Raw genomic sequence first — 12,554 nt, 5'->3', positions numbered from 1 at the left:
TATCAAGGAAAATCATGTTGGCACGAAGTTTGCAATACATAGCAGCGAGGTGCAATAGAGAGAAGGTGATAGAGATGATAAAACTAGCGGTTATTGCAGATGACATAACGGGTGCAAATGATACAGCAGTACAATTTTCTAAACGTAATATAAGCAGTTGTGTGAGAATTGATTTTGATCAGAAAAAGATACTGAAAGAAACTGCTGATGTGATTGTTATAGATACTGATAGTAGAGATATTGTGCCAGCGGCGGCTTATGACCGGGTAAAATCAGTTTGCGAAGTTTTGCAGGATAGTGGTGTAAAAAACATCTACAAAAAAGTTGATTCCACCCTGAGGGGAAATCTGGGTGCTGAAATAGAAGCGACGGCAACGGTCTTTCAACCAGAGATAGTTGTGATTGCCCCTGCGTTCCCCAGTAATAAACGGGTAACTGTAGGTGGATATCATTTGTTAGACCAGATTCCAATCGAATTAACTGAAATTGCTCATGCGCCGAAGAGTCCAGTAGATGAATCGCGGATTGTGGAATTATTACATAAACAAACCGATAGTAAGATTGGCTTAATTTCACTCCATGTTGTCATGAAAGGATTAGAAGCAGTAAAACAAGCCATTAAGCAATGTCTGGAATGTGGTGAAAAATGGATCGTTTTTGATGCAGTATTGGATGAACATTTAGAACGTATTGTCAAAGCAACACAAGGCTTTCATAAGGTTTTGTGGGTAGGTTCGGCAGGCTTGGCAGAACAATTACCAGATTTTTATCAATGGTCCGCTGAGCAAAAAAACATAGGGATTGCAGCAAAAGGACCTGTGCTGGTGATTGCCGGCAGTGTGAGTAAGGTCACCCAAGCACAGATTAGTACAGCGCTGAATTTACCGAATATTGAACTAGTAAAAATGAATGTAGCCAACCTTATCCAGGATAAAGAACTAGAAATAAGGCAATGCACAATACAAGCGAAAAAACAATTGGAGCAGGGTAAAGACATAGTAATTGCCAGCGCGGTTGATGACTGTGATGTTCTTGCCGCTGTAGCAGCGGGAAAAATTTGCGGACTTAGCAGTACCGAAGTGAGTGAGCAAACGGCGGTTGCTTTAGGTGATATTGCCATACAGTTAACAGATTATCAATTGGCTGGGATGGTTCTTACTGGCGGTGATACAGCCATCCATGTTTGCCGTTCCTTAGGGGCTGAGGCTATTGAAATACTGGAGGAAGTTGCTGTTGGTATTCCTCTGGGGCGATTGGTCGGCGGTTGTTGCAATGGATTACAGGTGGTAACAAAAGCGGGTGCCTTTGGTCAGGAAGATGCATTTGTTCTATCCATACAGGCAATGCGAAAAGTGGATGAAAAACTAAACTGTATTTAATCCTATATGGATTTGAAAACGAGCTGAGTTCTTAGATAAATATACAAGATAGGAGGAATAACAGATGAAACCGATATTAGGAATTACCATGGGTGATGCAGCAGGAATTGGTCCGGAGATTATTGTCAAAGCTTTGGCTGCAAAAGAAATATATGAGATTGCAAGACCCGTGGTTTTTGGCGATAAAAAAATAATGGAACGTGCCATCGGGATTGTCGGGGGGGACTTAAAATGCCGGACGGTTCAAGAACCAAGTCTAGCTGGCAAAACTTATGGAACGATTGATGTTGTTGACTTAGATAATTTACCCTTGGATTTGCCTTTTGCACAAGTTGATGGAAGAGCTGGTAAAGCAGCCTATGAATATATTGAAAAAGCGGTTGGCTATGCACTGAAAGCAGAAATCCATGCAATCGTCACTGCTCCTTTAAATAAAGAGGCATTAAATCTTGGCGGCTGTCATTATCCGGGGCATACAGAAATACTGGGGGCTTTATCCGGGCAAAAAGATTATTCCATGATGCTAGTCGGTGGGGCTCTTAAAGTCATTCATGTGACAACTCATGTACCGCTTAGAAAAGCTTGTGATCTTGTTAAAAAAGATCGTGTGCTGCGTGTCATTCGATTAGCAAATGATACATTGAAAATGATGGGCATTGAAAAGCCGCGGATTGCCGTAGCCGGACTGAATCCTCATTCTGGCGAACATGGTTTGTTTGGTACAGAAGATGAACTGGAAATTACACCAGCTGTTGATGAGGCAAAGGCAATGGGAATGGATGTTACCGGACCGGTACCGCCAGATACTGTATTTTATCAGGCGGCAATTAGGGAAAAATTTGATATTGTTGTAGTTATGTACCACGATCAAGGGCATATTCCTATTAAAGTGTTAGGTTTTGAAACAGGAGTGAATGTTACTGTCGGGTTACCATTCATCAGAACCTCTGTTGACCATGGTACCGCATTTGATATTGCAGGCAAAGGGATTGCAGATGGAAAAAGTATGACTGAGTCATTATTACTTGGTGCAAAGATGGCAAAAGTAAAATTTGCCGATCTTTAAAATAGATCAAATACTATAAAAATTCAAACTGAAAGGATGATTATTATGTTTAAGCCAGAAGGCATTATTGCTCCTATTCTTACTCCCTTAACAGCAGAGGAAAAATTCAATGAAAAGGAACTGCGCAGTCAAATTAATCGCTTAATTAACGCAGGAATTAACGGTATTTTTGCTCTAGGGACAAATGGCGAATTCTATGCATTCTCAAAAGAAGAAAAAATCGAAATCATTAAGGTTACGGTCGATGAAGTAAAAGGCCGAGTACCTGTATATGCGGGTACTGGTTGTATAACAACACAGGAAACAATTGAGCTGTCAAAAATTGCTAAAGAGCTAGGGGTCGATGTATTATCCATTATCTCTCCATACTTTGCCGGTATTTCACAAGATGACTTATATCGTCATTTCAGCAGTGTGGCGGAAGCTGTTGATCTGCCAATCCTGCTTTATAACATTCCGGCAAGAACAGGCAATAATATCGATTACACCACAGTAAAAAAATTGGCGAAATACCAAAACATTATCGGTATTAAAGACAGCAGCGGTAATTTTGACAATACGTTAAAATACATTGAAAATACCGACCCGCGCTTAAGTGTATTAGCTGGCAGTGATTCATTGATTCTTTGGACATTATTGGCAGGCGGTACAGGGGCGATTTCCGGTTGTTCGAATGTATTTCCTGAATTAATGGTGAGTATCTATCAATTATGGTCACAGGGTAAAATCGAAGAGGCAAATGAAGCACAAAAGAAAATTAGACCATTTCGAAATGTTATGCAAATGGGCAATCCAAACTCTGTTGTTAAACGTGCAGTCAACTTACTGGGGCACCCAGTTGGTCCAGGCCGGGAACCTTCAAATTGCAATAAACCTGAAATTGATGCAGCATTACTTAAAGTTTTTGAATTGTACAAATAGTAATCAAAGGCTAATCTGTAGTTTTTAAATATAAGAGTAAGAGCATAGAGTTAATGAGTTACCCAGATGATAGGAAACAGTATTGACTCTATGTTTATAACTCTAATTCCTCTAATTTCTAACAAGGAGCGCTAAAAATGAAAAAAGTTGTTATATCCCATAGATTACACGATGATGGAATGGCTGTTTTAGAAAAAGCAAACGTAAAGGTTGCCATAACAAACAATGGTGATCCAAAGGCAATGCTGCCTGAATTGCTTGATGCGGAAGGTCTTATCATACGTATTGGCTCCATTGACAGGGAAACAATGCTGGCTGCAAAAAATTTAAAAGTTATCGGACGTCCTGGTGTTGGTGTTGACGATGTGGATGTGGAAGCTGCAACGGAACTTGGTATTCCTGTAGTCATTGCTCCTGGCGCTAATACTCGTTCGGTAGCCGAACATGCTTTTGCCTTTATGTTTGCTGCGGCAAAGGATATGGTGCATAGCGATAGAGAGCTTCGTAAAGGTAATTTTAATATACGAAGCAGTTATAAAGCTTTTGAGATATATGGCAAAACATTAGGTTTGGTTGGTTATGGTCATATTGGCAGTGTTCTTGCAAAGATGGCGTCTGGTGTTGGAATGAAAGTTGTTGTGTATGATCCATTTGTTGCACCGGAAGCAATCACTGAACAAGGATATCAACATGAAACAGAATTGAATGCGGTTTTAAAAATAAGCGATGTGATTTCTTTACATGTTCCTTTGACACCTAAAACCAAAAATCTCATTGGTACAGCGGAGCTAAAAATAATGAAGTCAAGTGGCATTTTAATTAATTGCTCCCGGGGCGGTATTATTGATGAAGCTGCTTTGACAAAAGCGTTAGAAGAGAATCAAATACATAGCGCAGCCACGGATGTTTTTGAGAATGAACCGGTGACTGTTGATGAACCTTTATTTAAGTATGACAATATTATCGTATCTCCCCATATGGCAGGGCAGACCAAAGAGGCAGCCTCAGGTGTAGCAACCATGGCAGCAGAAGGCGTGATTGCGGTAATCAATGGTCAACGCTGGAAGAACGTATGCAATCCCAAGGCCTATGAACACCCGCGGTGGACTCAATAATGTTCATTAAAATATGACTTTTTTGAAATGACTGAAACTTGAAATATTTTATTGAAAAAAAAGTAGCGCCTTAGCATAAATTTGATAATTAAATGATGGGAGAATTTATCATGAGTAGTATATATTCGTTGCTGAATATTGGAAAAATCGTTGCTGGTGCAGGTAGTATTGAACAAATAACAAATATCGCAGCTGATTATGAAGCTAAAAATGTAGTGATTATCACTGACCAAGGTGTTTGGGGTTCTGGTTTAGTGGATAATCCCAAGGCCTTACTTGAAGGAGCAGGTGTGAATGTCCATATAATCAATGACACGCCGCCTGAGCCAACGGTAGATCAAGTAAATGCAATATTCCAAGCTGCAAAGGAATTTGAATGCCAAATGATTATCGGCATTGGCGGCGGCAGTTCCATGGATGCAGCAAAAATCGTTTCTTTGTTACTTACAAACAGTGTAAATTTACGTGAATTGGTGAAAGGAAAAGCGCAAATAAAACGCCGCGGCGTACCAACACTTATGATTCCGACAACGGCAGGTACTGGTTCTGAAGCAACGCCAAACGCCATCGTTTTAGTGCCAGAAGAGGAATTGAAAGTTGGCATCGTCAGCGAAAAGATGGTACCAGATTGTGTTATCTTAGATCCCAATATGACAATTAATTTACCGAAACATATTACTGCCAATACAGGAATGGATGCGTTATGTCATGCCATTGAATGCTATATTTCTAAAAAAGCGAATCCTTTCAGTGACACTTTTGCATTAAAAGCAATTACTTTGATTTCTCGCAGTATTCGCACTGCATATCATGATGGACATAATTTAGCAGCCCGCGAAGATATGCTTTTAGGAGCGATGTTTGGTGGTATTTCGATTGCAACTTCTAGTACCACTGCTGTACACGCTTTATCGTATCCATTGGGCGGAAAGTATCATATTCCCCATGGTTTATCTAATGCAATCTTATTACCAGGTGTAATGAAGTTTAATTTAGATGTCTGTGAAGAAAAATTTAAGGATATTGCAATTGCCATGGAACTTGATATTTCAGGTTGTACAACTAGAGAAGCAGCTAAAAAAATGATTGATAATTTATATTCTATGATTAAAGATCTGAATGTAGTGTGTGACTTGCAAGCAAAGGGAATTAATGAGGCAGCTCTTGATGATCTGATAGAGGCAGCGGCTAAGGTAACACGTCTTTTGGATAACAATCCGAAAGTGGTAACAAAAGAAGATATGAGGGCAATTTACAAGAATTTATTGTAATTCAGTCCGCTTCCTTCCTGCAATAAAAGGGAAGGAAGCGAACACCCGAAAGTAAAAATAAGCTTAATAGCAATACGTATAGTGGAGGGATTATCTTGTCGACAGAGAAAAAATCAAATGTGCGCTGGGTTGTTGCAGCGTTAATGTGGTCAGCAATTGCCATTAATTATATTGATCGTACCGTGCTTGCAGCGGCAGCTCCTTATATTACTAAGGAATTTAGTATAACGCCAAGCCAGATGGGTATTATCATGTCAGGATTTTTTTGGTCATATGCCTTGCTCCAGGTTCCAGCAGGCTGGTTTGCTGATAAAATTGGACAGAAAAAAACACTTGGCTTTGCTGTAGCCTGGTGGTCGATCGCCACAGCCTTAACGGGATTAGGAACAGGGTTTAAATCAATACTAGGGTTTCGCGTGGCTCTTGGGATTGGTGAAGCGGCTGCGTATCCAAGTAATGCAGGGATTTCTTCCAAATGGTTTCCTGATAAAGAACGGGCAACTGTTGGCGGGCTCTTTGACAGCGGTTCGAAATTTGGCGGAGCGGTTGCCATGCCGCTTATAGTCTGGCTTATTGTGTTGTTTGGCTGGAAGATGACTTTTGTTATTATTGGTGGGGCGGGGATTGTCTGGTCTATCATCTGGATACTGTACTTTAAAGAAATTCCCGAAGAGCACAAAGGCGTCAATGCTGCCGAGTTAAAGTATATTCGTGAGGGACAGTCACAAAAGGAAGGTCTTGATAAAGAACAACCGATGAAATGGTACGAACTTTTAAAATACAGAAATATTTGGGCAATGTGCATCGGATTTTTTATGATTAATTATACTTCTTATTTCTTTATTACATGGCTTCCCACGTATCTGATCAAGGAAAAAGGCATGGGAATGCTCGCTATGGGTTTTGCAGCTATGCTGCCTCTCTTAATCTCAATGTTTGTTGAAGTTGCTGCGGGCTGGGCATCGGACAAGGTACAGTCAAAAGGGTGGTTGTCTTTAACTGCTACTCGTAAGGTCTTCTTAGTTGGCGGTCTTTTGATGGCATCTTGCATAGGTCTGGCGGCTTTCGCGGAGTCGGCGGTAACCGCCATCGTACTTTTATGTATTGCAAAATCCGGTACGACAGTGGCTGCTTCCCAGGTGTGGGCGCTTCCCGGCGATGTTGCACCTAAAAATATGACCTCAGTGGTTGCCGGACTCCAAAATTCGGTTTCTAATATGGGCGGAGTGGTAGGTCCTATTGTTACTGGCGCGATTTTGCAAGCTACCGGTTCATTTACCATGGCATTGCTTCTTTCTTCCGCACTTTTGGTTGTTGGTATTTTGAATTATCTATTCCTGCTGGGAAAAGTTAAGCATATTGAGGTTTAAATAGATAACATGTAAGGACAAGTGCATTTAGAGTAAGATAGCAAATGCTTTGACGTATCTTGCAGAATTAGCCTGTGCATCAGGTGGAAATCACCACCTGATGCATTTATTTTATATAGGGTATGCGGCTCTTAACTATTGAAGTGATTGAACAATACTGCCGGATAAAGGATATTTAAATAACCTTGAGTCGATTTGCTATCTATCATATTTGATAGGAGGAACCACTAAATGAGTGTTAAAAAGAAAATCTTGTAACGCCTGTTCGTGATGCAGATGCAGTTAGTAATTTCCAGATTTAGCAGACTATCGTGAAAGCGTAGTAGGAATTAGCGTTTGTTTTATAGAAAATACCTGTAATCTACCTTATCAGTAGATCACAGGTATTTTTTGCGGTGTAGTCTATTTATTGATAAGGTAAGTGGAAAATCGAGATTCGTTAGAAGAAGACTTTGAATACTACGGCATGAAAGGCGGCACAGACAATGCAGGAATATATTATACAAATCAATTTTATCAATTGTCCGGGATTAGGGTATAAAATATTTCAGATTACCGAAGAACATCATATTGATAAAATCGCCATGGAGGTCATTCCAAACTATGGAATGGTTCTTCAATTTCAGTGTGATTCTCCAATGCAAGTTCAGGAATTCGTTGCCGACTTAAAAACACTGGAGAATATTCAATCCGTTACATTTCGCAGTCAAATGCCTTATAAAGAAAAGGAGCATAAATTACGGACCATTCTCAATTCCGTTAGCGAAGGGGTGCTTGCCATTGATGGGCAAGGGGAAATTTCCCATATCAATCAAGTTGCATGTAAAATATTCAATTGTACTCCAGATGAGGTCGTCGGCTTACAAGTGGAAAAATTGCTGGGAAAAAACCCATCTATTCTCGAAACATTACAGCTGGGACATACGTACCGCTTAAGAGAGCGAAAGATTCAGAAGGATGGCAGGACGATACAATTTCTCTTCAGCAGTGTTCCAGTGAAAAATGATCAGGGAGAAATTATCGGGGCGGTCTCTACCGTTCAAGATTTTCATCAAGTAAAAAATATACTATTGCAATCGGATAAAACCCGTCCTTTGATTACTTTCGATGATATTGTGTATCAAAGTCCCCAAATGGCTCGACTCATAACCGTTGCCAAAACCGTAGCTAAAAGCTCCTCGACCATTTTGCTGCGGGGGGAAAGCGGTACTGGCAAAGAATTATTTGCAACAGCTCTTCATACAGGCAGTCTCAGGTGCGAGAATCCTTTTATCGCTATCAACTGCACAGCATTGACGGATACCCTTCTGGAAAGCGAATTATTCGGTTATGAAGAAGGGGCTTTTACTGGCGCTGTCAAAGGAGGAAAAAAGGGACTTTTCGAACAGGCTGACAATGGTACGTTGTTCTTGGATGAAATTGGAGACATATCTCAGAGACTGCAAGTTCAGTTATTGCGCGTTCTGCAGGAAGGCACTATTCGCAGAGTGGGGGGGAGTAAAGAGATTGCGGTGAATGTGCGGATTATTGCCGCCACCCATCGTAATTTGGAAGAATTAATCTGTTCCGGTAAATTCCGGGAGGATTTATATTATCGGCTGAATGTGATCCCATTGATTATTTTGCCCCTGAGAGAAAGAAACGAGGACATTCCCTTGCTTGCCCAGCATTTAATCCGAAAAATCTGTACGAAACTGAATAAGTCAGAAATGTATTTGGCAAAAGAAAGCGCAGCTCTCTTGATGGAGCAAGAATGGCCCGGCAATGTAAGGCAGTTGGAAAATACCCTGGAGCGTTTGATTAATTTGACTGATGCTGCTGAAATTAGACCAGATCATCTTTTCGCTTGGGCCGATATCACTGCTTACAGTCATAGTAGAAAGAATATCTCACGCAATGAGCAAACATTGCAGATTGAGATTCCCCTTGAAGGTGAATGGCCTTCGCTAAAAGATATTGTTACCGGTATTGAAAAAGAAGTCATTATGAAGGTCTTAGAAAAACACCCTTCATCAAGGTTAGCAGGACAAGTTTTAGGAGTATCAAATACCACGATATTAAATAAAATTCGGGCATATAAGATTTGAAAGATACGGATGCTTTGACGGTTTTCATTGGCATAAAAAATGCATATATTTAGAATTATCAGATTAATTACGAGGTGAAAATTGAAAGGAGAACAAACATGACTTCAGAAAACCATGGCATGCATCGAGGGTTGAAAAATCGCCATATACAGATGATTGCATTGGGTGGAGCCATTGGTACAGGGCTATTTTACGGATCAGCCCAAACCATTCAATTGGCGGGACCGGCGATTACGATGTCTTATACCATTGGCGGAATCGTGATTTTCTTGATTATGAGGATGCTTGGCGAAATGTCGGTAGATGAGCCTGTTTCCGGTTCATTTAGTCACTATGCTTATAAATACTGGGGGGAGTTCCCTGGCTTTTTGTCTGGCTGGAACTATTGGTTTAACTATATTGTAGTCAGTATGGCGGAGTTAACCGCAGTTGGTATTTATATTCATTATTGGTGGCCCGATATACCGCCATGGGTTTCTGCGTTCGTATTTTTAGTCATTATTACGTTAATTAATTTAGTTGAAGTTAGAATGTTCGGCGAGCTCGAGTTCTGGTTTGCATTAATTAAAGTAATTGCCATTATCGGAATGATTGTACTGGGGATTTTGATGATTTTCACAGGTATTGGCACAGGAGGTCAAGCCATTGGTTTCGAGAATCTTTGGATACATGGCGGTTTCATGCCTAACGGCGTGTGGGGGCTGCTGCTTTCTTTGGTCATTGTCATGTTTTCTTTTGGGGGGATTGAGTTGATTGGTATTACTGCAGGGGAAGCGGATAATCCCAAAAAATCAATTCCTAAAGCCGTTAATCAGGTGATTTGGCGAATTCTGCTCTTCTATGTAGGTGCGCTAATGGTGATGCTGATTATTTATCCATGGAATAAAGTCGGCTTGGAAGGAAGCCCCTTTGTACAAATCTTTTCTAAAATGGGCATCCCGGCTGCTGCAACTATTTTAAATATCGTTGTTCTTACTGCGGCTCTTTCCGTTTATAATAGCGGGATTTACAGCAATGCCCGCATGCTTTATGCCTTGGCACAGCAGGGCAATGCTCCTAAGGCTTTTATCAAATTGAACAACAAAGGCATTCCAGTAGCAGGTGTTCTTGCTTCTTCTGCCTGCACCCTAATTGCTGTGGTCTTAAACTACTTGGTTCCGGGTAAAGTATTTCTATACTTGATTTCAATAGCCGTTTTGGCTGCAGTTATTAACTGGGTTATGATTGTGATTGCGAATCTCAAGTTTCGGGCAGCTAAAGGCGCAGAAGCGGAAAAGTTAGAATTCAAAGTACCTGGGTATCCCTTTGCCAACTATTTTTGCATTGCTTTTCTGCTTATGATTGTAGGGTTAATGTTTCAAATCGATGATATGAAATTATCACTGTATGTCATGCCCCTGTGGCTGGCAATTCTATGGGGAGGCTTTCGGTTTAAGAAACAAGTTGTCGTAAAAAAAGAAGAACTGCGTCGTTAGGGGTCTAACTTGATGCATTTTTTTATCAGCTGAGAAGAAAACGTATCAAGAAAAATTATCGGAATATTCAATATGCGATTAAATTCCCACATTCACTGATTTGGCATGAGAGTTGCATGATATAAAAGATGTAAAAGAATTCATCGATTCATTGTCAAGGCAGAGCAGTATAAAAGTGACAACACATTAAAGAATGGGGGAATTTGTGATGGCAGTTAAATATATTCCGGAACCTTTTCGAATCAAAATGGTAGAACCTATCAAAATGCTCACTCGAAAAGAAAGAGAAGAAAAAATCAAAGAAGCCAATTATAACCTGTTTAACCTTGCTGGGCAAGATGTCTATATTGATCTTCTAACGGATTCGGGTACCAATGCCATGTCTGATCAAATGTGGGCTGGTATTATGAGAGGCGATGAAGCCTATGCGGGATCTTCTAGTTATTACAAACTGGTTGAGGCCGGAAAGGATATTTTCAATTATGGTTTTATTCAGCCGGTTCATCAGGGACGTGCAGCGGAAAAAGTTCTCTTTGGTACAGTACTAAGCGAGGGTAAAGTGGCGATCTCTAATATGTTCTTTGATACGACGAGAGCACATGTAGAGCTTTGCGGCGCAAGGGCCATCGACTGCGTTGTTGAAGAAGCAAAAGACCCCGCTAAGAGAGCTCCTTTCAAAGGGAATATGGATGTTAAAAAGATGGAGAAAATCATCTTAGAATATGGTCCTGAAAATGTCGGATTGGTGGTTATAACCGTTACCAACAACTCTGCCGGTGGTCAGCCTGTGTCTGTGCAAAATGTTCGCGACGTAGCCGCTGTCTGCAAAAAATACAATATCCCTCTGGATATTGATGCTGCCCGTTATGCTGAGAATGCCTACTTTATCAAATTGCGTGAGGAAGAATTTAAAGATACATCCATTAAGGAAATTGTCAGAACCATGTTTGCCTGCGCAGATATGTTTACCATGTCTTCTAAGAAAGATTGTGTAGTAAGTATGGGCGGTCTTATTGGTATTAAGGATGCTGATTCTCCGTTGATTCTGCCTATTAAGGCTCGCTGTATCTCCTTTGAAGGCTTTACCACTTATGGAGGTCTTTCTGGGCGTGATTTGGAAGCTTTGGCTCTGGGGCTTTACGAGGGACTGGATGAAAATTATCTGCGATACCGTATCGGTCAAATGGAATATTTGGCAGCTCGCTTGGATGATGCAGGAATTGCTTATCAGTCGCCAGTTGGGGGTCATGGCGTATTCGTAGATGCTAAGGCGATGTTCCCCCAACTGCCTTATTATGAATTTCCAGGTCAGGTTCTTGCAATTGAGCTATATAAGGAAGCAGGAATTCGTACATGTGATATCGGCTCCTATATGCTGGGGAATGATCCTGATACCAAAGAACAGCTTCATGCGGACTTTGAGTTTACTCGTCTGGCTATTCCCCGCCGCGTATATACCCAGGCTCATTTTGACGTAATGGCTGATGCTCTTATTGCCATCAAAGAAAGGGCACAAGAGATCAAACATGGTTATAAAATTACATGGGAACCGCCCATCCTTAGGCATTTCCAGGCATCACTAGTCCCAATTGAAGAATAGGAAAAACTAACAAAAGGACTGCCTTGTTACGATGTTTTTTAAATCGTAATGAGGCAGTCCTTTTGTTATAAGTTAAGTATAGAAAGTAAGTTTTATGGAAAAGATGTCTTATGAACCACAAAGGCACAATGCCGCTGATGCGGCACACAAAGGAGTGCACAAAAAATATAAATAAAACCCTTAGTGCCCTTTGCGCCTTTGTGGTTCGATTCGTTTTATATATTTTACATAGAAGTATTTGTAGTGTCCTCTATTTTTACTTACTAAAAT

At 40.7% G+C, this 12,554-nt stretch carries 9 protein-coding genes; all 9 read left to right on the top strand.

What is annotated here, in order from left to right; all coding sequences use genetic code 11:
* The first annotated feature begins 74 nt into the window (after positions 1–74).
* The 9 genes from LMF89_RS00980 (at position 75) to LMF89_RS00940 (ending at position 12,284) form a co-directional block, all read left to right on the top strand.
* Positions 75–1,379 (top strand): four-carbon acid sugar kinase family protein, encoded by a 1,305-nt coding sequence (locus LMF89_RS00980; protein WP_229533468.1) that lies wholly within the window; start codon positions 75–77, stop codon positions 1,377–1,379.
* 64 nt (positions 1,380–1,443) lie between these two features.
* On the top strand, positions 1,444–2,445 hold the full coding sequence (gene pdxA, locus LMF89_RS00975; RefSeq protein ID WP_229533467.1) for a 4-hydroxythreonine-4-phosphate dehydrogenase PdxA: 1,002 nt from the start codon (positions 1,444–1,446) through the stop codon (positions 2,443–2,445).
* A gap of 45 nt (positions 2,446–2,490) precedes the next feature.
* Entirely contained in the window at positions 2,491–3,366 is an 876-nt protein-coding gene (gene dapA / locus LMF89_RS00970; RefSeq protein ID WP_229533466.1) for a 4-hydroxy-tetrahydrodipicolinate synthase, read from the top strand.
* A gap of 137 nt (positions 3,367–3,503) precedes the next feature.
* A complete protein-coding gene (locus tag LMF89_RS00965; RefSeq protein ID WP_229533465.1) occupies positions 3,504–4,481 on the top strand; it encodes a hydroxyacid dehydrogenase in 978 nt (325 codons plus the stop codon).
* Between the two features lie 110 nt (positions 4,482–4,591).
* Entirely contained in the window at positions 4,592–5,752 is a 1,161-nt protein-coding gene (locus tag LMF89_RS00960) for an iron-containing alcohol dehydrogenase (protein WP_229533464.1), read from the top strand.
* A 95-nt stretch (positions 5,753–5,847) separates the two neighbouring features.
* Complete coding sequence (locus LMF89_RS00955; protein WP_229533463.1) at positions 5,848–7,122, top strand: MFS transporter; 1,275 nt, start codon at positions 5,848–5,850, stop codon at positions 7,120–7,122.
* Positions 7,123–7,607: 485 nt separating this feature from the next.
* Positions 7,608–9,209 (top strand): sigma-54 interaction domain-containing protein, encoded by a 1,602-nt coding sequence (locus tag LMF89_RS00950; protein WP_229533462.1) that lies wholly within the window; start codon positions 7,608–7,610, stop codon positions 9,207–9,209.
* A gap of 98 nt (positions 9,210–9,307) precedes the next feature.
* Positions 9,308–10,684: an amino acid permease gene (locus LMF89_RS00945; protein WP_229533461.1), complete on the top strand. Its 1,377-nt coding sequence runs from the start codon at positions 9,308–9,310 to the stop codon at positions 10,682–10,684.
* A gap of 208 nt (positions 10,685–10,892) precedes the next feature.
* On the top strand, positions 10,893–12,284 hold the full coding sequence (locus LMF89_RS00940) for a tryptophanase (protein WP_229533460.1): 1,392 nt from the start codon (positions 10,893–10,895) through the stop codon (positions 12,282–12,284).
* Positions 12,285–12,554: the final 270 nt, after the last annotated feature.

Origin of the sequence: Pelosinus baikalensis (assembly GCF_020819555.1) — a bacterium.
Taxonomy (GTDB): domain Bacteria; phylum Bacillota; class Negativicutes; order DSM-13327; family DSM-13327; genus Pelosinus; species Pelosinus baikalensis.
The sequence above is the reverse complement of the archived record's forward strand: the minus strand, read 5'-3'. Positions and strand labels throughout refer to the sequence as shown.

What these genes read in the sequence shown, in the direction of transcription:
- LMF89_RS00980 (WP_229533468.1), top strand. Translation starts at nt 75, where the DNA reads ATGATAAAACTAGCGGTTATTGCAGATGACATAACGGGTGCAAATGAT.
- pdxA (WP_229533467.1), top strand. Translation starts at nt 1,444, where the DNA reads ATGAAACCGATATTAGGAATTACCATGGGTGATGCAGCAGGAATTGGT.
- dapA (WP_229533466.1), top strand. Translation starts at nt 2,491, where the DNA reads ATGTTTAAGCCAGAAGGCATTATTGCTCCTATTCTTACTCCCTTAACA.
- LMF89_RS00965 (WP_229533465.1), top strand. Translation starts at nt 3,504, where the DNA reads ATGAAAAAAGTTGTTATATCCCATAGATTACACGATGATGGAATGGCT.
- LMF89_RS00960 (WP_229533464.1), top strand. Translation starts at nt 4,592, where the DNA reads ATGAGTAGTATATATTCGTTGCTGAATATTGGAAAAATCGTTGCTGGT.
- LMF89_RS00950 (WP_229533462.1), top strand. Translation starts at nt 7,608, where the DNA reads ATGCAGGAATATATTATACAAATCAATTTTATCAATTGTCCGGGATTA.
- LMF89_RS00945 (WP_229533461.1), top strand. Translation starts at nt 9,308, where the DNA reads ATGACTTCAGAAAACCATGGCATGCATCGAGGGTTGAAAAATCGCCAT.
- LMF89_RS00940 (WP_229533460.1), top strand. Translation starts at nt 10,893, where the DNA reads ATGGCAGTTAAATATATTCCGGAACCTTTTCGAATCAAAATGGTAGAA.